The 22,736-nt window shown below is 59.4% G+C and carries 23 protein-coding genes; 13 read left to right on the top strand and 10 right to left on the bottom strand.

What is annotated here, in order from left to right; genetic code table 11:
- Nucleotides 1-70 precede the first annotated feature (70 nt).
- Nucleotides 71-1,276, top strand: a complete 1,206-nt coding sequence (locus ABTW55_RS03720) for a serine hydrolase (protein ID WP_060419826.1) — start codon at nt 71-73, stop codon at nt 1,274-1,276.
- Nucleotides 1,277-1,374: 98 nt separating this feature from the next.
- On the opposite strand, the gene ABTW55_RS03715 is transcribed toward ABTW55_RS03720, so the two are convergent.
- From ABTW55_RS03715 to ABTW55_RS03705, 3 genes are all read right to left on the bottom strand, one after another.
- Complete coding sequence (locus tag ABTW55_RS03715; RefSeq protein ID WP_223181936.1) at nt 1,375-1,866, bottom strand: fimbrial protein; 492 nt, start codon at nt 1,864-1,866, stop codon at nt 1,375-1,377.
- Between the two features lie 19 nt (nt 1,867-1,885).
- Nucleotides 1,886-2,803 (bottom strand): fimbrial protein, encoded by a 918-nt coding sequence (locus tag ABTW55_RS03710; protein ID WP_072022384.1) that lies wholly within the window; start codon nt 2,801-2,803, stop codon nt 1,886-1,888.
- A gap of 133 nt (nt 2,804-2,936) precedes the next feature.
- The gene (locus ABTW55_RS03705) at nt 2,937-3,266 is read right to left on the bottom strand and encodes a hypothetical protein (RefSeq protein WP_033646709.1); all 330 of its coding nucleotides are present in this window, start codon (nt 3,264-3,266) and stop codon (nt 2,937-2,939) included.
- Between the two features lie 665 nt (nt 3,267-3,931).
- Between ABTW55_RS03705 and ABTW55_RS03700 the strand changes: the two genes are divergently transcribed.
- The 9 genes from ABTW55_RS03700 (at nt 3,932) to ABTW55_RS03660 (ending at nt 12,304) form a co-directional block, all read left to right on the top strand.
- Nucleotides 3,932-4,453, top strand: coding sequence for a fimbrial protein (locus ABTW55_RS03700; protein WP_025302212.1), 522 nt, complete (start codon nt 3,932-3,934; stop codon nt 4,451-4,453).
- A gap of 78 nt (nt 4,454-4,531) precedes the next feature.
- Nucleotides 4,532-5,068: a fimbrial protein gene (locus ABTW55_RS03695; RefSeq protein WP_060419822.1), complete on the top strand. Its 537-nt coding sequence runs from the start codon at nt 4,532-4,534 to the stop codon at nt 5,066-5,068.
- Nucleotides 5,069-5,114: 46 nt separating this feature from the next.
- Nucleotides 5,115-7,649 carry an outer membrane usher protein gene (locus ABTW55_RS03690; protein ID WP_049234301.1) on the top strand — a complete coding sequence of 845 codons (2,535 nt, stop codon included), beginning with the start codon at nt 5,115-5,117 and terminating at the stop codon, nt 7,647-7,649.
- Nucleotides 7,650-7,730: 81 nt separating this feature from the next.
- Nucleotides 7,731-8,495, top strand: a complete 765-nt coding sequence (locus ABTW55_RS03685; RefSeq protein WP_048321394.1) for a fimbria/pilus periplasmic chaperone — start codon at nt 7,731-7,733, stop codon at nt 8,493-8,495.
- A gap of 71 nt (nt 8,496-8,566) precedes the next feature.
- A complete protein-coding gene (locus ABTW55_RS03680) occupies nt 8,567-9,205 on the top strand; it encodes a fimbrial protein (RefSeq protein ID WP_060419820.1) in 639 nt (212 codons plus the stop codon).
- Between the two features lie 50 nt (nt 9,206-9,255).
- Nucleotides 9,256-9,810 (top strand): fimbrial protein, encoded by a 555-nt coding sequence (locus ABTW55_RS03675; protein WP_033654629.1) that lies wholly within the window; start codon nt 9,256-9,258, stop codon nt 9,808-9,810.
- Between the two features lie 24 nt (nt 9,811-9,834).
- Nucleotides 9,835-10,257 (top strand): hypothetical protein, encoded by a 423-nt coding sequence (locus ABTW55_RS03670; RefSeq protein WP_060419817.1) that lies wholly within the window; start codon nt 9,835-9,837, stop codon nt 10,255-10,257.
- Nucleotides 10,254-11,642 (top strand): FKBP-type peptidyl-prolyl cis-trans isomerase N-terminal domain-containing protein, encoded by a 1,389-nt coding sequence (locus tag ABTW55_RS03665; protein WP_060419813.1) that lies wholly within the window; start codon nt 10,254-10,256, stop codon nt 11,640-11,642. Before ABTW55_RS03670 ends, ABTW55_RS03665 begins: the two co-directional genes overlap by 4 nt.
- Nucleotides 11,639-12,304 carry a helix-turn-helix transcriptional regulator gene (locus ABTW55_RS03660; protein ID WP_033654632.1) on the top strand — a complete coding sequence of 222 codons (666 nt, stop codon included), beginning with the start codon at nt 11,639-11,641 and terminating at the stop codon, nt 12,302-12,304. The genes ABTW55_RS03665 and ABTW55_RS03660 overlap by 4 nt, the downstream gene beginning before the upstream one ends.
- Before the next feature lie 54 nt (nt 12,305-12,358).
- On the opposite strand, the gene ABTW55_RS03655 is transcribed toward ABTW55_RS03660, so the two are convergent.
- The 4 genes from ABTW55_RS03655 to deoC form a co-directional block, all read right to left on the bottom strand.
- Complete coding sequence (locus ABTW55_RS03655) at nt 12,359-13,726, bottom strand: L-serine ammonia-lyase (RefSeq protein WP_033646691.1); 1,368 nt, start codon at nt 13,724-13,726, stop codon at nt 12,359-12,361.
- Nucleotides 13,727-13,818: 92 nt separating this feature from the next.
- Nucleotides 13,819-15,117, bottom strand: coding sequence for an HAAAP family serine/threonine permease (locus ABTW55_RS03650; protein ID WP_004938697.1), 1,299 nt, complete (start codon nt 15,115-15,117; stop codon nt 13,819-13,821).
- Between the two features lie 979 nt (nt 15,118-16,096).
- The gene (deoR, locus tag ABTW55_RS03645) at nt 16,097-16,861 is read right to left on the bottom strand and encodes a DNA-binding transcriptional repressor DeoR (RefSeq protein ID WP_033637797.1); all 765 of its coding nucleotides are present in this window, start codon (nt 16,859-16,861) and stop codon (nt 16,097-16,099) included.
- A gap of 152 nt (nt 16,862-17,013) precedes the next feature.
- Nucleotides 17,014-17,694: a deoxyribose-phosphate aldolase gene (deoC, locus tag ABTW55_RS03640; RefSeq protein ID WP_033637798.1), complete on the bottom strand. Its 681-nt coding sequence runs from the start codon at nt 17,692-17,694 to the stop codon at nt 17,014-17,016.
- Between the two features lie 212 nt (nt 17,695-17,906).
- Between deoC and ABTW55_RS03635 the strand changes: the two genes are divergently transcribed.
- Nucleotides 17,907-18,743 carry a hypothetical protein gene (locus ABTW55_RS03635; RefSeq protein ID WP_060419809.1) on the top strand — a complete coding sequence of 279 codons (837 nt, stop codon included), beginning with the start codon at nt 17,907-17,909 and terminating at the stop codon, nt 18,741-18,743.
- Nucleotides 18,744-18,780: 37 nt separating this feature from the next.
- On the opposite strand, the gene ybjG is transcribed toward ABTW55_RS03635, so the two are convergent.
- Nucleotides 18,781-19,386: an undecaprenyl-diphosphate phosphatase gene (gene ybjG / locus ABTW55_RS03630; protein ID WP_033637800.1), complete on the bottom strand. Its 606-nt coding sequence runs from the start codon at nt 19,384-19,386 to the stop codon at nt 18,781-18,783.
- A gap of 5 nt (nt 19,387-19,391) precedes the next feature.
- Nucleotides 19,392-20,126, bottom strand: coding sequence for a phosphatase PAP2 family protein (locus ABTW55_RS03625; protein ID WP_060419806.1), 735 nt, complete (start codon nt 20,124-20,126; stop codon nt 19,392-19,394).
- A 147-nt stretch (nt 20,127-20,273) separates the two neighbouring features.
- On the opposite strand from ABTW55_RS03625, the gene ABTW55_RS03620 reads away from it, so the two are divergent.
- Nucleotides 20,274-21,119 carry a 5'-methylthioadenosine/S-adenosylhomocysteine nucleosidase gene (locus ABTW55_RS03620; protein WP_060419804.1) on the top strand — a complete coding sequence of 282 codons (846 nt, stop codon included), beginning with the start codon at nt 20,274-20,276 and terminating at the stop codon, nt 21,117-21,119.
- Nucleotides 21,120-21,261: 142 nt separating this feature from the next.
- Nucleotides 21,262-21,774 (top strand): serine protease inhibitor ecotin, encoded by a 513-nt coding sequence (gene eco, locus ABTW55_RS03615; RefSeq protein ID WP_033637803.1) that lies wholly within the window; start codon nt 21,262-21,264, stop codon nt 21,772-21,774.
- 55 nt (nt 21,775-21,829) lie between these two features.
- Here eco and ABTW55_RS03610 read toward each other — a convergent pair whose 3' ends face one another.
- Entirely contained in the window at nt 21,830-22,735 is a 906-nt protein-coding gene (locus tag ABTW55_RS03610) for a LysR family transcriptional regulator (RefSeq protein ID WP_060419801.1), read from the bottom strand.
- Nucleotide 22,736 lies beyond the last annotated feature (1 nt).

Genomic DNA, 22,736 nt, shown 5'->3' with positions numbered 1-22,736 from the left:
GGCTTAAAACGTGAACATGTTTGAAAGTTAACGCTATTTCAATGATTTGAATGGACACTCTGGCGACGTCATGATGAAAAAAAACTTATCCACTTCCCTGAAAGAACTGACCTTCAGCGTAGGCATCCTGTTGCTGGCCGCCCCGGCCGTGCATGCGGCCGAGCCGCCGGCGCCGCCGCAGGTAGACGCCAAGGCCTTCATTCTGATGGATTACAACAGCGGCAAGGTGTTGACCGAAGGCAATGCCGACACCCGCCTCGATCCCGCCAGCCTGACCAAGATCATGTCCAGCTACGTGATTGGGCAGGCGATCAAGGCCGGCAAGATCAAGCCGGAAGACATGGTCACCGTCGGCAAAGACGCCTGGGCGCCCGGCAACCCGGCGCTGCGCGGTTCTTCGCTGATGTTCATCAAGCCGGGCGATCAGGTGCCGGTGCTGGAGCTGAATAAAGGCATCGTGATCCAGTCGGGCAACGACGCCAGCATCGCGCTGGCGGACTACGTGGCGGGCAGCCAGGATTCGTTCGTCGGCCTGATGAACAATTACGCCAAATCTCTGGGGCTGCAGAACACCCACTTCCTGACGGTGCACGGCCTGGATGCGGAAGGGCAGTACAGCACCGCGCGCGACATGGCGCTGCTGAGCCAGGCGCTGATCCGCGACGTGCCGGACGAATACGCGCTGCATAAAGAGAAAGAATTCACCTTTAACAAGATCCGCCAGGTTAACCGCAACCGCCTGTTGTGGAGCAGCAACCTGAACGTCGACGGCATCAAGACCGGTTACACCAGCGGCGCCGGCCACAACCTGGTGGCATCGGCCACCGACGGCCCGATGCGCCTGATCTCGGTGGTGCTGGGCGCGCCGAGCGATCGCGTGCGCTTTAGCGAAAGCGAAAAACTGCTGACCTGGGGCTTCCGCTTCTATGAAACCGCGACGCCGATCAAGGCCGATAAGCCGTTCGTCACCCAGAAAGTGTGGTTCGGCGACGTCAGCGAAGTGCCGCTCGGCGTGGCGAAAGACGCCTCGGTCACCATTCCGAAAGGGCAGATGAAAAACCTGAAGGCCAGCTACAAGCTGACCCAGCCGACGCTGGAAGCGCCGCTGGCGAAAAACCAGGTGGTCGGCACCATCGATTTCCAACTGGACGGCAAGACCATCGAGCAACACCCGCTGGTGGTGATGCAAGAGGTGAAAGAGGGCAACTTCTTCAGCCGCATCTGGGATATGGTGATGATGAAGCTGAGCCAGTGGTTCGGCGGGATCTTCGGCTGAATACCCTGATGTGAGGAGCGCGCCCCGGGCGCACGATCCTCGACCTGGCCGCAACTGAGAGGTTGCGGCTTTTTTTTCGCGATTTTTTGGGGCGGTGATTAAAAGTAGTCCACCAGCATGGTGGCGCCGCTGGTGAAATCGCCTTCCGCCAGGGTGACGGCGCTGTTTTTCACCGGCACCGCATCAAGCGTCGGCGGATTGGCGTAGTCGATGTTCAGCGGCGTATTGATGGCGAAGGCCTTACCGTTGGCCAACAGTTTGATGCCCAATCCATTGACGCTGCTGGTTAACACGCTGCCGTCGAAGGCCGCCGCGCTGCCCATGATCTTCATTTTCAACTGGCGGCTGTTATCCAGAAACTCGCATTTGATGCTGTAATCGATGCGTTGCATATAGCGATTGCCGTCGATGCGCTTGATGCCGACCTTGCCGAAGTCGATATCGATGGTGCGCCCGTCGTTGATCACGCAAGGCGGAGGCGCCACCACGGTGGCGGTGATGTTGACCTTGGTACCCTGGTCGGCGGCCTGAGCCGCGGCGCTAATCAGGCTCAGCGCCCACAGCAAAGCGCAGCGCGTTTTACTCGTCATGTTCATTCTGGCTCCCGTCTCAAGGTGCGCTGAAGATCAGCGTGGCCGAACCCGACAGCGGTCCGGTGGCGATGCTGGTGTAAGGGACATTGTTCTTTACCGGTACAAAGGTCACGGTATCGTTGCCCTGGCCGTTGACGATGCGCGTTCTGAAGGCATTGTTCGGCTTCACCACCGCGCCGTTGTACATCATCGCCACGCCAACGTTAGGATTGGTGGTCTTGATAAAATCGCTGGAGAAGCCGCTGGCATCGCTGACCATGCGGATCAGAATATCCTGCGTCGCGCTCTGGTCGTCGCATTGGTAGCTGAGCGCTTTGTCCTGTTTTATCTGGGCATCATTGGCGCTCTGGGTCAGAAAGTCCTGACGGATCTGGCCGAAGTCGACGTTAATCTGCTGGCCGTTGTTGATGGTGCAGCTGGTGGTGACGAAGTAAGCGTCGTTGTCGGCGATCAGGCGCCAGCGATAAACGCCGCACTGTGGGCAACCCGGCTGATCGTTGGTCTGAATAAAGTTGATTTGGCCGATGACGTCGCCCTTGTTCACCTTGATGTCCGGCGTTGGGAAACGGTTCAACACGATATAGACCCGGATGGCGACCGACTGGGTTTGCAGGCCGGTAAGGCTGAGTACGCTGATGCCTGATGGCACCGGGGAGTTGTAATCGCTGCCGTTGATGGTGGTGCCGCTGCCGATGGCGCCAAAAATCGCACTGTTCATCGACAGCGCCGGGCTGTCGGTTTTGAGATAGTCATACCAGCTCGCGACGTCGTTTTTACAGGTGACCTGGCTGACGTTGACGATTTCGTTTTTGCCATAAGAAAGCTGTGGCCCGATGCGCACCCGGACGTCAACCGGCGTGGTCGAGCCCCCGGGTGGAATCAGTCCGCCATCGGACGTGCGGCAGGTAAACGCGTTGGCGTTGCCAAACAGCATGAAGAAAGATAATGCCAGGCAGCAACGTAAAAATAGCAGGGCTGTTTTTCTCACGATAATATCCCAATATATATAAATAGTGTGCGGCGTTACTCCGCAATGAAATATTGCCAATCAGGCCGGCTGGCCATATTTATTCCGTTAAAGGGGAGTGAGGGGCATCGCTGTTGGAGATGCCGTCGTTATCACCGTTCAGCAACGCGGTGGGATACCACCTCAATGAGTTGTTGATAGAGCCGTCCGTCACAATCACTTTTTTCCGGGAGACAAGATCCAGCAATAGCCGCCGCGCCCGGTAAACACCGACGTTGACGGCATTGGCCAGTTGCCGCGTCGATAGCCATTGCTGCTGTGGCGGCAACCCGCCGATAGGGCACTTACGGGGCGACTGCGCGAATAATGTTTGCAGCAGATCGTGCTGCAATTGCCGTATTTCCTTTTGTTTCGGAGATAACGCTTCCATAGCACTTCCTCTGTATTCCGATTGCCGTATTCCTAAGAAAAAACAAACTTTCGCTGCCTACCAACAACGAGGTAAAACGCGAACAAAGAAAATTCCTATCTATTTATCAGGATTGAAAAAAAAGGCGTTGCCCGCCCCGTTTTTACCTATGCTTAGGCAGGGGTGGCGTCACGCTGAAACCTAAAATTTTGGTTTATTATATTCACAAAGCGCCACTTTGCGATCTGATTACTTGGGAATCAAAGAAAAACAGGATATTGCTCTATAAAAGCATCTTTTACGATCTATGAGGCTAAAAATAACAGTAAATTAACTTCAATTAGGAAATAAATTGCGAATGTTCGCCTTGATCAAAAAAAGCCTTTTTTTGCTGAGAGGCATTTGCCAGAATATTCATCGCCGGACAAGAAGGACGGATTAGAAAGTATTGGCCTCTGCTTGTTGTGATTTCGTTTATTTTTATATGACGGATTCATTAATGGGTGGGCCGCTGCAGACTTGCCGTTATCGACGTATTTATTGTCGATGCCTTTGGGTTTTGGCAGTTAACCAACCAGCAAGATGCTAAAGAATCAGGGCTGCGCACATATAAGCGCGAGCAGGTTTCCTGTTGCTCTTTTTCTTGATTGGAATATGCATTTTTTCTTATAAGGAATATAGGTTCTATGAAACTTAACAAAATCATGATGGCTGCAGTGATTGCATTTGGCGCAAGTTCTTTTGCACAGGCAGCCGATCAGGGACACGGTAAGGTCACCTTCACGGGCTCTATTATTGATGCGCCATGCTCTATTGCGCCCGAGTCGATCGATCAGACCGTAGATCTGGGCCAGGTTTCCAACGTGGCGTTGAAAAACGGCGGCAAATCCAACCCGCGTCCGTTTGAAATCAAACTGGAGCAGTGCGACATCACCACGCTGAAAACCGTTAAAACCACCTTCAGCGGCGTCGCATCGTCCACCGACAAGGATCTGTTGGGTATCGCGGGCACCGCCAGCGGCGCCGGCGTAGCCATCTCTTACAATGGCCAGCCGATCAAACTGGGTGAAGCGACTACCGCGCAGACCCTGAATACCGGCAACAACACCCTGCATTTCGCCGCCTACCTGCAGGGCGAAGGCGCTTCCGCCGCCATCGTTCCGGGCGATTTCACTGCCGTAGCCGATTTCACCCTGGCTTATCAGTAAGTGAGCCCGAAGGCTTAATCAACCAGGCATGGGGTTCGCCGCATGCCTGGTGAATCTCCCTGTCAAAGGAATGTCGCGATGTTTTTACCAAGGAATCGAGCGGGTGCCGTTCTTTTGGCGTCGTTGGCGTTTGCGCCCGGCCATGCAACTTCCGCCGCGCAGGGGTGGGGCAAAGTCAACATGCACGGCGCCATTATCGACACCGCCTGCGCCATTGCCGCCGGCAGCCGCGATCAGACGATCGATATGGACACTATTCCTCTCGGGCAGATCATTCGTGACGGCCAGGGGGTGACCAAACCTTTCAGTATCGAATTGGTCAATTGCATTTTGGAACGGCCGGAAAACAAGCCTGACTGGAAATTCTTTCAGGTCACGTTTGATGGTTATGCGGAAGGCGCTCTGTTTGGCGTACAGGGCGATGCGCGCGGCGTTGCATTGGAGATAAAAGACAGCAGCGGCACGGCGGTTATTCCAGGGAAACCTTTGCCGATGGAGGGAATAATACCGGGGAACCGAGTGCTGAATTATTCCATGACGTTGATGCCGAATCACCAGCCGTTGAAGGTGGGAGCGTATTTTTCCACAGTGCGTTTTAAGCTGGATTATTTTTGATTTTTTCTCGTACTGACGGTTAATTCGTTATTGAAAGGACTTTATTATGCTTTCACCGGCAGGGAAGTTATTTCGTCTTCAGGCCTTGGGGCTTTGCGTTGCCCTTTCTCTGGGAAATCCAATCGCGTTGGTCTATGCCGCCGACGTGATTCAATTCAATACCGACGTATTGGACATCAACGATCGCAAAAATATCGATCTGAGCCAATTCACGCGCAGCGGCTACATCATGCCGGGCGTTTATACCATGGTGGTGCACGTCAATAAGAACGATCTGCCGGAACAGCCGGTGACGTTTATGGCGCCCGAGAACGATCCTAAAGGCAGCGAAGCCTGTCTTTCGCCGGAGTTGGTCAACCAACTGGGGCTGAAAGAAAAACTGTTAAGCACGCTGAACTGGACGCACGGCGGCCGTTGCCTTGACGCCTCCAGCCTGGCGGGGATGGAAGCCCGCGGCGATCTTGCCAGCTCTTCGCTGTATCTCAACATTCCTCAGGCCTATCTGGAATACAGCTCGGAAAACTGGGACCCGCCTTCGCGCTGGGATGATGGTATTCCTGGGCTGCTGTTTGACTATAACGTCAACGCCCAAACGCAAAAACATCAGAAGGGCGGCAGCAGTTACAGCCTGAGCGGCAATGGCACCGGCGGCGCCAACCTGGGCGCCTGGCGTCTGCGCGCCGACTGGCAGGCCAACCTCAACCATCAGACCGGCTCTTCTCAGCCGACCGACAAACAGTTCGACTGGAGCCGCTATTACGCCTACCGGGCGATCCCGGCGCTGCGTTCGCGGCTGACAATGGGTGAGGATTACCTGAACTCCGACATTTTCGACAGCCTGCGCTTTACCGGCGTCAGTCTGCGATCCGACGACAGCATGTTGCCGCCCAACCTGCGCGGCTATGCGCCGGAAGTGACCGGCGTGGCGAAAACCAACGCCAAGGTGGTGGTCAGCCAGCAGGGGCGCGTGCTGTATGAAACGCAGGTGGCGGCGGGGCCGTTCCGCATTCAGGACATCAACGATGCGGTTTCCGGCGAGCTGGACGTGCGCGTCGAAGAGCAGGACGGCAGCGTGCAGGAGTTCAAGATGAACACCGCCAACATCCCTTATCTGACGCGGCCGGGTACAGTGCGTTACAAGCTGGCGACGGGCAAGCCGTCGGAGTGGGGGCACCATCTGCGCGGGCCGATGTTCGGCACCGGCGAGTTCTCCTGGGGGATCAGCAACGGCTGGTCGCTGTACGGCGGGGGCATCGCCGGCGGCGATTACAACGCGCTGTCGCTGGGGATCGGGCGCGATCTGATGGCGCTGGGGGCGTTGTCGTTCGATGCCACGCAGTCGCGTGCGCGTCTGCCGCAGGATGGCACGCTGACCGGCGGTTCGTACCGGCTGAGCTATTCGAAGAACTTCGATGAATACGACAGCCAGGTCACCTTCGCCGGTTACCGCTTCTCTCAGGAAGACTTCATGAGCATGGGGGACTACCTGGATGCGCGTTACGAAGGGGGGCGCAGCGGCAAGAGCAAGGAGATGTACACCATCACCTTCAACAAACAGTTCCGCGATCTGGGGCTGAGCACCTATCTCAACTACAGCCACCAAACCTACTGGGATCGGGCACCGAACGATCGTTACAACCTGATGGTGTCGCGCTACTTCGACATCGGCGATTTCAAGAACGTCAGCGTGTCGCTGTCGGCCTATCGCAACCGATACAACGAGCGCAACGACGACGGGATGTATCTGTCGCTGTCGCTGCCCTGGGGCAGCGCGGGCACGCTCAGTTACAACATGACGCTCGATCGCGAAGAGAACGCCCACCGGGTCGGGTACTACAACCGGGTCGATGAACACAACAACTATCAGATCAGCGCCGGCGCCGCACGCAGCGGAGCGACGGCCAGCGGTTATTACAGCCATCAGGGCGATATGGCGCAGATCAACGCCAACGCCAGCTACCAGGCCGGCCGCTACAGCGCCGTCGGCATTGGCGCGCAGGGCGGCCTGACAATGGCGGCGGAAGGGGCGGTGCTGCACCGCGTCAATACGCCGGGCGGCACGCGTTTGCTGCTCGATACCGAAGGCGTCGCCGGTGTGCCGGTGCGTGGCTACGGCAGTACGGTGCTGACCAACCGTTACGGCAAGGCGGTGGTGGCGGATGTAAACAGCTACTACCGCAACAAGGCCAGCATCGATCTCAACAGCCTGAGCGACAACGTCGAGGCGACGCGTTCGGTGGTGCAGGCCACGTTGACCGAGGGAGCCATCGGCTACCGCAAGTTTGAGGTGATTGCCGGCGAGAAGGCGATGGCGATCGTCAAGCTGGCGGACGGCAGCGAGCCGCCGTTCGGCGCCACGGTGCTGAATGCCCGCAAACAGGAGACCGGCATCATCAATGACGGCGGCAGCGTTTACCTGTCCGGCCTCAATCCCGGCGAGCGCATGAGCGTGCACTGGAACGGCGCGGCGCAGTGTGAAATCCAGCTGCCGGCGCCGCTGCCGGCCGAAATGTTGATGAACACGTTGCTGCTGCCTTGCCGTCCTCTTGCCGGCGACAAGCCGGCGGCCGACGCCAACTGACATACACCCGGCGGAGTGCGCTCCGCCGCTAAACCGCCGGGGCGGGCTCGTCCGCTTCCGGCCGACTGGAACCGTGAAGACATGATGAATCTGACTATGACCAGAAAGACCGTTTTCCTTGTGGGCCCGCTCGCCGCCGCGTTGACGATCGGCGCGGTCAGCCTGCCCGCTCATGCGGCCATCGCGCTGGATCGCACGCGCGTGATTTTCGACGGCGACCTGAAAACGGTCAGTCTCAACATCAGTAACCAGAACAAACAGTTGCCGTATCTGGCGCAGGGATGGATCGAAGACGATCGCGGCAACAAGATCCAAAGCCCTTTCACCGTGCTGCCGCCGGTGCAGCGGGTGGAACCAGGCAAACCGAGCCAGGTGAAGATCCAGTCGCTGCCGGCGGCGCGTCAGCTGCCGCAGGACAGGGAGACGCTGTATTACTTCAACCTGCGCGAGATCCCGCCGCGCAGCAATAAGCCGAACACGCTGCAGATAGCGCTGCAGACGCGCATCAAAATGTTTTATCGCCCGGCGGCGCTCGCCCCGAAAAAGAACGCGGCGCCGTGGCAGGAGCAGCTGACGCTGACCCGGCAGGGCGACAAGTACGTGGTGAACAACCCGACCCCGTATTACGTGACGATCGTTGAGGCGAGCGCCGGCAAGGGCGGGAAAGGGGCGGCGGGCTTTGAACCGCTGATGGTGGCGCCGAAGGCCAGCGCCCCGCTGAACGTCTCCGCCGCGAGCCTCGGCAACGGGCCGTCGCTGGCGTACATCAACGATTACGGTGGGCGGCCGCAGTTGAACTTCCGCTGCGCCGGCAATGCCTGCCAGGTCGTGCCGGTCGCCAAATGACGATCCGCGCGCCAGCAGGGAAGACAGAGTGAACACAGCGGAGTGAACGAATCATGCAACGAAAGATCCCCATGTTGTTGGGAAAAGCCTATGAACGTCATCAGCGACGCACTATCGGCCTGACGGTGTTGGCCGCGCTGATGGTGCCGCTGACGGCGGGCACGATGCTGATGCTGATGCCGCCGGCCCGGGCGGTGGAGAACTGGGAGGTGGAGGGCGCGAACGGCACGCTCCACGTCTACGGCGCGTTGACGGAAAGCGCCTGCAGTCTGGAAATGACCACCGCTCGTCAGGAAGTGTGGCTGGGGGAGACGGGAACGGCGCATTTTCAGCGCCCGGGCGATCGCGGCACGCCGGTGGCGTTCGAGCTGACGCTGAAAGACTGCCTGCGGGCGCCGGCGAGTAACCGCGACGCCTGGACCGGGGTGCTGGCCTGGAGCGGCAGCCAGCCTGCGGTGTCCGTGGCGTTTGCCGCGCCGGCGGATGACGACGCGCCGGGTTTGGTCAGGGTCGCCGGCGTTACCGGCTTGGGGCTGCAGTTGGCGGATGCCAGCGGCCTGCCGGTGCGCCTCGGCGCGCGTAACAAACCGATCTTGCTGACGCCGGGACAAAACACCCTGACGTATACGGTGACGCCGGTGCGCACCCCGGCGACGCTGAGCGCCGGCGCCTACCGTGCGGCGATCGATTTCCGCCTTTATTACGACTAATACGCCGCTTGCGCCGAGCCGGCGCAAGCCTAACCAAAGGGAGTGGCGTCATGCGCACGACAGAGACGAACCGGCGCCGGAGCGCGCTGTTGGGGGCAGGCATGGTCATGGTGGCCGGCATGATGGCGCAGCCGGCGGACGCGGCGGAAAACATGCGCTTTCACGGGACGCTGGTGGCCGAGCCGTGCGTCATTCAGCCGGGAGATGAGGATATCCAACTGGATTTCGGCACCATCGTCGACAAATACCTGTATCTGAATACCCGCACCCATAGCCAAACCTTCGCGTTGCACCTGACCGAGTGCGATCTCAGCCTGGGCAATACGGTGGCCATTACGTTTACCGGCACCGAGAACGCCAAACTGCCCGGCCTGCTGGCGCTGGATGCCGGCAGCCTGGCCTCGGGGATCGGCATCGGGTTGGAGGACAGCAGCGGCAAGGCGCTGCCGCTCAATCGCGCCAGCGATAAATTCCGCCTGAATGCCGGCAACACCACGCTCACGCTGCAGGCCTATGTGCAGGGGGAACCGGAGGCTATCCAAACGAAGACCATCGGCCGCGGTACCTTCAGCGCGGTGGCCACTTTTACGCTGGAATACGAATAAGCGTCTACAAGGACAAAAAACGCAATGATGATAAAGCCCCTCAATCGCACCCTGCGCATGAGCCTGCTGTGCCTGTTGGCGTTGAGCGCCGCCGCCTGTCAAAACCAAAAATCGGGCAAACCCGCCGTGAACACCCAAAATCAGGCTGTGCAAGCGCCGTCAGAAGAGGCTTTGCGCAAGCAGCGTGAGGCCGAGCAGCTGCAGCAGTGCCAGCAGCAACTGGGCGCATTGCGCACCATCAACGAGAAGCAGTATCAGCGCTATAAACAGGCCTTCGACAGCCTGATGAGCGGCGCTTCGCAGTACGCCAATCTGCGCGCCCGGGTAAACGGCGACACGCAGGAGACGGTGGATGCGCTGTATCGCTACAAGGTCAACTATCTGTGCGCCGGGGTGAATCAGGCGGTGTTGACCGGGCTGGCGGATCGCGGAGAGCAGATTAAATGAGGCTGCGTCTGCTCGGCTGTGTCGCTCTGCTGTTCACCGGCGTTGCGCAGGCGGACGACGGCGTGCCGGCGCTGCTGCAGTTTGCCGAGCAGTATCAACGGCAGAGCACCGGGCCGAAGAGCGAAAACGCGGCGCCCGCCGACCGTGCGTCGGGGCAAAAAAAGCGTGAGCCGGCGAAGCGCCCGTCGGACACCCAACAGCCAGCTTCACCGGCCAAAGCTTTTACGCTGAGCCAGGCATTATTGGCGCGTGACCAACAGCTGGCGCGCCAGCGAATGGAACTGACGATGTTGCGCCAGGAACTTGCCGCGCTGCGGGCGGAGAAAGCGGCGCCACCCGTCGCGACGTTGCCTGATTCGTCAACGCTGCAGCAGTGGATCGCCGGGCTGGGCGCCGCCTGGCGCGGCTCGCCCGATGCCCAGCGCGTCGAGGCGCTGCTGCGTCAGGCGACGCAGGAAACCGCTAAAACCAAAGCGGCGGCGATGCAGGCCGAACGGCGCGCCAGCGAGCTGGAGTCCGCCGCACAGGCATCGGCACAGACGCTTGCACAACGCCAGCGCGAGCACCAGGAGGCGCTGCACGCTCTGCGCGCCGCGTTGGAAGCGAGTGAGCAGAAGCGAGCCGCTGAGCAGAAGGCGACCCAGCAGGCGCGCGAGGCGCTGTTGGCGCTGCATCAGCGGCTGCAATGGGAGATGACGCCGGAGCAGTTGAAGGATGAACGCAAGCGTTTGTCCTACGCGGCGGGCAGTGCGCTAGGGCGCGACATTCAGGGGGTAGTGGCGGAGCGTCAAAGCTGGGGCGTACCGGTGGATCGCGACAGCCTGTTGGCGGGCGTCATCGATAGCGTGTCGGGGCGTTTGCAGCTGCCGCCGGATGAACTGAATGCGCTGACGGCGCAGGCGGATGCCGCCGCCGTGGCCGCGCGTGAGAAACGCGTTAACGAACAGCGGCGGCGTGACGAAGATTACCTGGCGCAGTTCCGTCAACAAAAGGGCGTTAAGCCGTCGGCGATGGGCTTCTGGTATCGGGTGGATTACGCCGGGGAGGGGGCGTTGGCGCCAACGGCGGTGGTCGATGTGGTGGTGAAGGAGAAACTGACCGACGGCACGGTGATCCAGGATATGGAACTGAGCGGCAAGGTGCTGTCGCAACCGCTGTCCGAATATCCGCCGCTGTTTCGGGAGGCGATAAGCCATCTGCATAACCACGGTTCGCTGACGATGGTCGTGCCGCCGGCGCTGGCCTACGGCGAAACCGGCTATCCGCCGAAGGTGCCGCCCAACGCCACCATGGTTTATGAATTACGCATCGACAACAGCCAGGCACCGGCAAAGGGTGCCAAGGCGGTTAAACGGGAAGCCGACACGGCGGGAGGGCAGGGATGAACACCATGATAAAAATCGCGCTATTTGATGAAAACCGTTACTTCAGCGCCGGTTGGCAGGAGGCCCTGGCGCTGCACTTCAGCACTTACGGCAAGCGCACGCTGTTACTGGATGCGCAGCAGGTTCACGAAGCCGATCTGGTGTTCTGCTATTTTCCTCCCGGCGTGCAAAGCTGTTTTTGTCACTTCTTTGAGGCGCAGGCTGCGGGGCGCCAAACGCTGTATTTCTCGTTGCGAACGCCGGAGGGGCGGCATAAACGCACCGCCGGCACCCGCTGCGCGCTGGAGGCCGGCGTCATCTACCACGATACGCCGCTAGTATCGGCGCTGTATCAGGTGAACGCCGAGTTGGAGCGGCGCAGCAAATGGCCGGGCAGGCCGAGTTGTGGCATGAACTGCGTATGCCAGCACCGAGGCCTGACGCTGCGCGAACAGGAGATCATGCGCTGCATGACGCGGGAGATGGGAGTGACGCAAATCGCACGGATGCTGGACATCAGCGTGAAAACCGTCAGCAATCACAAGATGAGCGTTATGCGCAAGATGGGGTTCCGGCGTAATGCCGAACTTTACGGCTGGCTGCGGCACAGCGCCCGTCCCGGCGCCGTGGGGGCGCGAGCCGGCATTCAGCCTGGCGTTGCGGCAGGGAAGGTGCAGCACTGAGACAGCGCCGGCCCAATCGGAGCGGCCGGTGCCTTAAGTGCCTCGCCGTGGCGGTCAGTTGCAGGCTACGACCTTGATCGCCAGCCCGCCCTGTGAGGTTTCGCGGTATTTGGCGTTCATGTCTTTGCCGGTTTCGTACATGGTTTCGATCACCTTATCCAGACAAACTCGCGGTTCGCTGGTGCGGCGCATCGCCATGCGCGCGGCGTTGACCGCCTTGACGGCGGAAATGGCGTTACGCTCGATGCAGGGCACCTGAACCTGGCCGGCGAGCGGATCGCAGGTCAGCCCCAAATGGTGCTCCATGGCGATCTCCGCCGCGATGCACACCTGCGCCGGGCTGCCGCCCAGCAGCTCGGTCAACCCGGCCGCCGCCATCGAACAGGCCACGCCCACTTCCCCCTGGCAGCCCACTTCGGCGCCGGAGATCGAGGCGTTCATCTTGTACAGCGCGCCAATCACACCGGACGCCAGGAAGTAACGGGTGTAGGAGTTGGCGTTTACCGGACGGATGAACTTGTCGTAGTAAGCCAGCACCGCAGGAATGATGCCGCAGGCGCCGTTGGTCGGCGCGGTGACCACGCGGCCACCGGCGGCGTTTTCTTCGTTGACCGCCAGCGCGAACATGTTGATCCAATCGACCACGTTCATCGGGTCGATATTGTTCTTGTCTCCGGTCACCAGAATGCGGCGCAGCGCGGCGGCGCGACGCGGCACCTTCATCGGGCCGGGCAGCAAGCCTTCGGTGTTGATGCCGCGCTCGATACCGGCGCTCATCACCTGCCAGACGTCGGCGAAGTGCGCGTCGATATCGGCCTTGCTGCGCAGCGCCAGCTCGTTCTGCATCACCAGGCCGGACAGCGACAGCCCGGTGTCTTTGCAATGCTGCTGCAGATCGTGCGCCGATTTGAACGGGTAGGGCACCGGCGTGGCGCCCTCGGCGGACTGGCCGAAGTGCTCTTCGTCGACGATGAAACCGCCGCCGATCGAGTAATAGGTTTTGCTGTGCAGCAGGCGCTCACCGGCGAAGGCGCGGATGCGCATGCCGTTTTCGTGCAGCGGCAGGTTGTCGCTGTGGAAATTCATGCCGCCGTGCTGCGGGAAATCCACCTCGTGATGGCCGTTGGCCAGCGGCAGGCGGCCGCGCTGTTCGACGTCGCGGATAAAGCCGGGAATGCTGTCGATGTCCACGTCGTGCGGCAGGTTGCCGGCCAGGCCCATGATGATGGCGATATCGGTGTGGTGGCCTTTACCGGTCAACGACAGCGAACCGTACACGTCGACCACCACGCGGGTGGTGTCCTGCAACTGCTGGTGGGCGATCAGATCGTCGACGAACTGTTTGCCGGCTTTCATCGGGCCAACGGTGTGGGAACTGGATGGGCCGATGCCAATTTTGAAAATATCGAAAACGCTGACCATGGTCTCGCCTCCTTCTTCAGGTTTCAGGCGGTGAATACGGGAAATGGGGGAGTGCGGGAGGGCCGGCGCGCAGCGGCGCCGGCCGGACGTGATTAGCCGAGCAGGCTGAACACGATAGCAGAGATGGCGATCAGACCCATCACAACCACGAACACATTGCTGATGTGGCCGCTGTACTTGCGCATGGCAGGCACTTTACGGATGGCATACATCGGCATCAGGAACAGCAGCATGGCGATGATTGGGCCGCCCAGGGTTTCGATCATGCCCAGGATGCTTGGGTTCAGGGTGGCGACGATCCAGGTGGTCACCAGCATGAAGATAGCGGTCATGCGGTTCAGCTTGGCGGTGCTGACGGTTTTGCCGCGGCTCTTCATCGACTTGGCAACCAGGCCGTTGAAGCCTTCACGCGCGCCCAGGTAGTGGCCCAGGAACGATTTGGTGATGGCGACGAAGGCGATAACCGGCGCGATGTACTCGATCATCGGGTTATTAAAGTGGTTAGCCAGGTAAGACAGAATCGAGATGTTCTGCGCCTTGGCTTCCGCCAGGTTTTCCGGCGTCAGGCTCAGCACGCAGCTGAACACGAAGAACATCACGGTCAGCACCATCATGATGTGTGCGTAGGCCAGAATGCGGGAGCATTTCTTCTCGGCGTCTGCGCCGTACTCTTCGCGTTTGGCGACGGCGAAGGCGGAGATGATCGGCGAGTGGTTGAAGGAGAACACCATTACCGGGATCGCCAGCCACAGGGTCATGATCAGGCCGTGGCCCATGCCGGTACCGCTGCCGGACAGCGACACGTTTTCGAAGATGGCGCCGGTCCAGTTAGGGATCAGATACACCGCCAGCAGCATCAGCACCGCGACGAACGGGAAGACCAGGATACTCATGGTTTTCACGATGGCCTGCTCACCGAAGCGCACGATGGTCATCAGGCCGACGATCAGGATCAGCGACAGGATGGCACGCGGTGGCGACGTCATACCCAACTGGTGGGTGATGAAGCTGTCGACGGTGTTGGTGATCGCCACGCTGTAAACCAGCAGAATCGGGTAGATGGCGAAGAAGTACAGCAGGGTGATCAGTTTACCGGCGGTGATGCCGAAGTGCTCTTCTACCACGGCGGTGATGTCTTCACCGGGATTCTTGCCGGACAGAACGAAACGGCACAGGCCGCGGTGGGCAAAGAAGGTCATCGGAAAAGCGATGATGGCCATGATGATCAGAGGAATCAAACCGCCGATGCCGGCGTTGATTGGCAAGAACAGGACGCCTGCGCCGATGGCGGTGCCGTACAGGCCCAACATCCACATGGTATCCGTTTTACGCCAGGTACTGCTGGAGCCCGAGGCCGCAGAGGCAATTGTGCCGGTCTGTGTAGTGTCCATAAATATCTCCGAAGTGAACACGAATTTAAAATTAAAAGGCAAAACTTAAGGTTAAACCGTCAAGCGTCCTATTCAGGCAACGCTTGCGGTAAGAATCAGGTGTTGCTTGCGGGGATGTTTTGGCGTCCCCCTGGTTGTTTATTGTGTTCATTACCAAGGCACAGCGCCGGGTAATTCACTAAAGACTTTTCACCGTCACGGGCGATAAAAGTCGTTACCGCTGCCGACAGGTCTTTGCCTGTCGATTTTTGTTGGCGGCAAGATAACGATTTACAGTAGAAACAACCGTGATCCTGCTCTCAAATGCGCAATATGTGCAGTTATCTGCTTTTTTATCGATTTTTCGCGCATTTGTTGCACATTTGTGTAAGATTTTGTGCTGAGAACGCTCTCATAATAATTTCTGCGATTATGCGGTTTGTACAATAATTAGCCGGATAAAGCGCTGTGCTCAGCAGCAAGCCGAGCAATATATTTTATGCGTGGTTTTGGATCTAGCGAAAAACCCGGATTAAGCAGTTTTAGTGATGTGGATCACATTGTATTTTTAAGTAAAATTTCATTCATCGATTTGTTTTTAAATGGTTTTTAATGAAAATCGCCGTTAATAACGAAGGGAAATTACTTACGTGGTTAGCGGATAGAAATGCGTAACCATTCATCATATAAATAACAGATGCCTAACAGGTATTGGCGATATTTGCTGCAACCGCTTAAACCGCCGTTTATTTAAACATCGCGGCCTTTGGCGCGATTTATCATATAAAAGCCATAAATAGTCGTTAATTTACCCAGCCGGCAGCGGGTTTAGCCTGCGAGAAAATAATCACCCGGGTGACCTGTTGCATTTTATTAACCTGATGTTGCGTGCGGATAAGCGAAAAACGCGAATCGATTGCGCATTATTTGTTCATTTTCGGGCGGGGAAAGAAGGGGATTGCAGCGGTGCGCCGTCGGTTTCGACGGCGCAGAAGGCGAATTAATAGCGGGTAGCGATGGCGTTGTCGTTGAAGAACGCCATGAAGTCGGCGTCCGGTTGGCGGTCGCTGATCACCCGATCGAACTGCGTCAGCGGGCCGATGCAGGCCGGTTTGGTTTTGCCGAACTTGCTGTGATCCGCCACCAGGATCTTTTGCTGCGCCATCGCCATGGCGCGATGCTTCATCTCCAGCTCGTCGAAGTTGAAGCAGGTGGCGCCATGCTGCAGGCTGAGGCCGGCGGCGGAGATAAAGGCGATGTTCGGGCAGATGTGATCGAGCTCGTTGCGGCCGCCGACGCTGGAAAAGATGTAGTTGTTCGGCTTGAACTCACCGCCGCACAGGACCACTTTGCAGTTCGGTTTGTCCTGCAGCGCCAGGAAGGTGTTCAGCGAATGACACACGGCGGTGAAGATCAGCTCGTCGGCGATGGCGTCGATGATCGCCGGGGTGGTGGTGCCGCAGTCGAAAAACACCGTGTCGTTTTCATTGATCAACGGCGCCGCCAGCAGGCCGATGCGCCGTTTCTCCGTCACCTGCTTGGCTTTTTGATCGGAAACGAAGTAGTTGGTGACGCCGTTGCTGCGCGGATCGGTCACCACGTAGCCGCCGAGCAGCACCACCGCCGCCGGTTCGGCGCTCAGATCGCGGCGAATGGTCATCTCCGAGACCCCCAGCAGCACGGCGGCTTCTTTCAGGTGGATCTTGTCAGCGCGTTTTAACGCCTGAACTAACCGGTTGATACGTTCTTCGCGCCGCGTTTCCATAGATCCGTCTTCCCACAGGTAGTAGAGGTAAAGGGCGTGCCGGCGTTTCCGGCGTTAAACACAACGATGCGGGGCAATATCGGGCCGCATTGGCCGCCCGTATTGTCCCGCATCGTTGTGTATTGGCTATGCCCGTTAGGGCATGCCGACGATCAGTAGCTGCCCGCCGCCGGCTGGGCGCCGGATACGATGGCGACGCCGGAGCTGGTGCCGATACGCGTGGCGCCGGCGTTGATCATCTTCTCGGCGGTGGCGCGATCGCGCACGGCGCCGGAAGCTTTCACGCCCATTTCGCTGCCCACGGTCTCGCGCATCAGTTTGACGTGCTCTTCCCGAGCGCCGCCGGTGCTGAAGCCGGTAGAGGTTTTCACGAAGGCGACATCGAGTTCGCGACACATTTCACAAACCTGGACGATCTGCGCATCGCTGAGCAGGCAGGTTTCCAATATTACCTTCAACGGGATAGCCGCGCAAACCTCGCGCACGGCGGCGATGTCGGCTTTCACTTCGTCCAGCAGGCCGCTTTTCAGCCAGCCGACGTTGATCACCATATCGATCTCTTGCGCGCCGGCGGCGATCGCCGCTTTGGCTTCAAAGGCTTTGGCGACGGTCAGGCCGGCGCCCAGCGGGAAGCCGATCACCGAGCAGACTTTCACGGTGCTTTCCTGCAGCAGCTGGGCCGCCAGCGGCACGTAGCCGGAGTTGACGCATACCGCATAGAAGTTGTGCTGCTGCGCTTCTTCGCACAGTTTGGCGATCTGCAGTTCGGTGGCGTCCATCGCCAGCAGGGTGTGGTCAACGTAGCTGGCGTAATCGATGTTTTCGGTGGTCATCGCGATTCCTTAGTGAAGTTAAGACAGTAAGCCGGATGGGTAATGTGAAAATAATAACATTCAGATGCCGATAAACCTAGCGATGTTTAAAAAATGTCGACGAGATCGTCGCGAACAGGCCGTTATACGTATAACTTAAAGGCGGAGTTTTGTTATTTAAATAACATTTAACGGCTCGCGGCCTGCGCGGGCGCAACGTCGAGGGAAAAAAGATGAAGATCAACATCGAACTGGATCCTGAAGCTTTCGGGGCGCATCGGCAGGAACTGTTCCGCAATGCGGATTTCGCGGTGAGCGCGCATCGCTGCGCAGAACGCGGGCCGATGCTGACGCTGGCGAACTGCCGCGGCGCGCTGACGGTCTTGCCGTATGAGGGCCTGGCGATTTGGGACGCCGAGTTTGACGGTTATTCATTGAAATCGGGCCGCCGCAGCGCCCGCGGTCTCGGGAGAAAGCGCGCTGACGACGCGGCGTTCTGCCCCGCCTGGCCGAGCCACGACGGCGCGCCGCTGCAGATGCAGCGCGTGTGGCTGCAGCTGACGGGCGATGAGCTGACGTTGCATGGCGAAGGCGAGCGGTTGGGCGGGCGTTGGCGCATCGGCCCGGCGCTGCGTTTGGCAGCCCAGAGCGCGCAGTTCGCCATAGAGATGAAGGTCACTAACCTGGCCGAGCGGCCGCAGCCGCTGCGCTATGTGTGTCGCCTCAACTATGATTGCATTCCCGACGCGGTATTCCGCCAGAATCTGCCGACGCCGGCTTTGTTAGGGGATGCGATCCGGCAAGAACTGCTGTGCTCCGACGATCTGACGCGCTATGTGGATCAGGCCGAGTTCTTTATGCTGACGCCGCAAGGCCGGCGTTATGTCACGCGCTTCGCTACCGGGCAGTTCAACTATGGCCTGCGACGCATCGCCGTTCAGGGCAACCGGCGGCTGCTGGCCTTTGTTCAGCCGGCGAACTGCCGCCCGAATGCGTCAGAGGGTGAGGCGGGGGTGATGCTGGGAGCGGGAAAAACGCGGGCGTTCTGCGTGACCACCGGCGTGGTGTGAAATCACGGGGCGGTAACGCCCCGGTCATGTTGTACGGTTACTCTTTCACCCAGCCGCGGCGAATGGCGAAGGCGAACAAGAAACGATACAGGCGCGACAGCTTGTCGGCGAGGGCATCGCCGAACAGATTCCACACCAGCTGGGCGAACAGGCAGCCGACCAGACCGAGCAGGAAACCGCCGACCATATCCAGCGGCCAGTGTACGCCGAGGTAAACGCGTGACCAGGCGATGCCGACGGCGACAATCATCAGCAGCGCACCGGACCAGACCCGGTGCCAGAACAGGAACGCCAGCGCAAAGGTAAAGATGGCGGTGCCGTGATCGCTCGGGAACGAGCTGTCCGGCGCGTGCGCCAGGAAGGTATACCCCACGCCGGCGACGAATGGGCGCTCATGCGGCAGCAGCGCGCCGATAGCGGAGGCGGCAAGCATGGCGAACAGCAGCGCGATCGTGGTTTTCGCCACCACTTCGCGCTGCGAAACCAGCTGGCTTTGCGGCCCCCACAGCCACAGGCCGACGATCAGCAGCGGCACGATAATGATCAGATCGCGCGCCAAAAAGGTGGCGAAATCAATCATCCACTCGGGAGACGCCGGGGTCGCATTGATCCAGGCGAAAAGAACATGGTTTAACTGCTCCATAACCGTTACCTCATCTTGCGGCACCAATAGCCGCTAACCATCCAATAAATAACCAACTGGCTTAACCAAACCCACCAACCCGCCCACAGGTTATGGGTAAGAAAATGTGCGCCGCGCATGATCTGACCAAAGCCCATCAGCATGCCGAGCGCAATGCCGCCGCACCAGCACCACCAGGCCAGGCGCGGGCGCTGCGGATAAAACAGGAAAAACAACGCCATGATCGCGAAACCGCTCGAGGCGTGCCCGCCGGGGAAACAGCGGCCGGGGCCCGGCAGTGCCGGCACCGCATCGAACAACGGGAAGGACATCGCCTTGCCGCCGTACTCGATCAGATCCCACGGACAGGAGTGCGCGCTGGTGGCCTTGAGAATGCCCACTACCAACGGGCCGATCCCGATCAACAGCATGGTCACGATCAGGCGCGCGCTGCGGCGATAGATGCCCCAAAACAGCGCCAGTACCGCCCCGACGATCACTATTTGCTTCAGCAGGCGGTGGTTGATCAGATCCAGCCAATAATTGTTTTGCCACGGGAAATGCCCGCTGGCGGCATCGTACCAAAAGTTGCCGATCGCCCAGTCCAGCTGTTGGCTGCGGGAAAGCCACAGGAACAGCAGGCCGCTGATCAGCAGGCCAAAAACCTGCCAACGGTAAAAGGATGCCGGCAGGGAGTAAAGAGCGGTTGTCTTAATTTGCGGTGCCGTTGAGGATTGATTTAATGACGATTCTGGATTCACGCGCAGGCTCGGTGGCAGGATTGAATAACGCCACTGTAATCATTCCGTCTTAAGAAAACCTTAGTCCACCGGTAAGAAAACCCTATCCGAGGCCACCGCCTTCGGCTAAGGTAATCGTTTGCTTTTTTTCGGGATGAGAGTGTGGTGATGCAGAATAACGCGCGTGTCTTACTGTTGGCGGCTGCCGGTGCGGCCTTTTCTCCGCTGAGCTTTGGCCAACCTGCGGCCGCCGGGCCGATCGTGGTGCAGGGCGCCATGCCGGTGGAGGCGGAACGTTTCGCCCAGCGGTTGGAAAACCCGCGCGAGGAGCAGATTGGCGGCTGGCGCTTTTGGCACGGCACCGTAGACGGCTACCCGGTGGTGGTGTCGGAGACGCTGAAGGGCATGTCCAACGCCGCGGCGGCCACGGCGATCGCCGCCACGCAGTTTCACCCGGTGGCGATCATCAACCAGGGCACCGCCGGCGGCCACGATCCTGCGCTCAAGGTGTATGACATCGTGCTGGGCAAATATTCGGTCAATCTCGGGGCGTTCAAAACGCCGGCCAAGGCGTTGGGGGCAGGCAGCGACTCACGGCAGTGGCAGCCGATGGATCTGTTGGCTTCCAAAGGCAGCGCCGGCGAGGACAAAAAGGCGCACAGCCTGCGCCAGTTTCCCGCCGACCCCAACCTGCTGGCGATTGCGCAAAGCGTTAAGAGCGATTACCGACAGGGCAAGGTCGTGGAAGGGGTGATCGGCTCGGCCGACGTGTGGAACAGCGAGCTAGACCGCATTCGCTATTTCCACGACCGCTATCAAACTGCGGTCGAAGAGATGGAGACCGCCTCCGCCGCGCAGATCGCCGCCGAATTCAAGGTGCCGTTCGTCGGCATTCGCGTGTTGTCCAACAACATCACCAATCAGGGCAAATACAATCCGCAAACCGGGCTGGCATGCCAGGATTATGTTTATCAGGTGGTGAAGGCCTATATCACCAACCTGAAGAAACACTGAGCCATTGCTTCGGTTAATCGGCGATATCAGGCGATTGTCACTATTTATCGCCTATTGTAAAGAAGATTAAACCTATGGCGGGCTTGGCGGTAGTGTATTAGTTTATAGGCGGATTATTTGACAAAAAGTGTAGGGATAAAACATGAACAAGGCATCCGTTGTATTTTCCGGCCTGCTGATGGCCGTTTCCGCCGGCGCTATGGCGGCTACCTCTGGCGATGACGCGGATATCAGCAAACAGCCGCTGGAAAAGGTCGCGCCTTACCCGAAAGCCGAAAAGGGCATGAACCGCCAGGTGATCTACCTGCCGAAGCAAGAGCACGAAGAGAACTACAAGGTGGAGCTGCTGATCGGCAAGACGCTGGAGGTGGACTGCAACCGCCACATGATCGGCGGCACGCTGGAAACCAAAACCCTGTCCGGCTGGGGCTACGATTATCTGGTGCTGGAGAAGCTCTCTGAACCGGCCTCGACCATGATGGGCTGCCCGGACAACACCAAGACCAAGCAATTCATCGCCGCCAACCTGGGTGACGCCGCGATGCAGCGCTACAACAGCCGCCTGCCGATCGTGGTGTATGCGCCGAAAGACGCGGAAGTGAAATACCGCATCTGGAAAGCCGAAGATACCGTAAGCCAGGCCGAGCAGAAGTAATCGCCGCCTGACGCCGCTCCGCTTGCCCTGCGCGGCAGGCGGAGACTTTTCCCCGTTACGCTTTCTTTCCGCCCGCCAATACCGCCCGTTCGGTTTCTTCCCCCATGGCGATCAGCCAATCCAACACCGTTGAGAATATCGCATCCTCCTGGCCGTCGGCCAGGGTCATCAGCACGTAATCCGTCCCGTCAGGCGCAAAGCCATATGGTGCCACCAGCGCGCCGTTGACGATGTCATCCGCCACCAGCGCCAAAGGGCCGATGCCGATACCGGCGCCGGCGACCGCCGCCTGCAGGCTGAGATAGAAATGTTCGAAACGCAGCTCGTTGCCCGGCCGGATCTCGAAGCCGCTGTGGGCGCACCAGTCGCGCCAGGCGTACGGTCGCGTCTCGGTGTGGAGCAGGGTGCCGCGCAGTTCACGCCCCGCCGCGGCATGCTCCCGGCGGCATACCGGGCCGACCCGTTCTTTGAGGAACGGGCGGGCGACCACGTCGTCGGCGATCGGGAAATCGTTGCGGCGAATCGCCAGATCGATGCCTTCGCGCGAGAAGGCGACGGCGCCGCCGGCGGAGACCAGCTGCAGATCGCGCTCTTTCCCCACCGCCTGCTGCAAACCGGCCAGGCGTGGGATCAGCCAGCGGATCAGAAAGGTCGGCTCGCAGGAGATCACCAACGGGCGATTCTGATGATGCCGACAGGCGCGGTCGATCGCCGACTGCAGGTTGTCCAGCCCCCGGCCGATCTCGCTCGCCAGCTCTTGCGCCTGCGGCGTCGGATGCACCATGCGGCTGGTGCGTTGAAACAGCGCGAATCCCAGGGTCTGCTCGAATTCGCGCACCGCACGGCTGACGGCGCCGTCGGTGACGTTGAGTGATTTGGCGGCTTTCGACACGCTGCCGTACCGCACCGTAGCTTCGAAAGCCCGTAATACCGCCAGGTTAGGCAACCTTCGTTGACGCACT

This window comes from Serratia sp. SM04 (genome assembly GCF_040280225.1).
GTDB lineage: Bacteria > Pseudomonadota > Gammaproteobacteria > Enterobacterales > Enterobacteriaceae > Serratia > Serratia sarumanii.
This window is presented reverse-complemented; position numbering and strand designations above follow the sequence as displayed.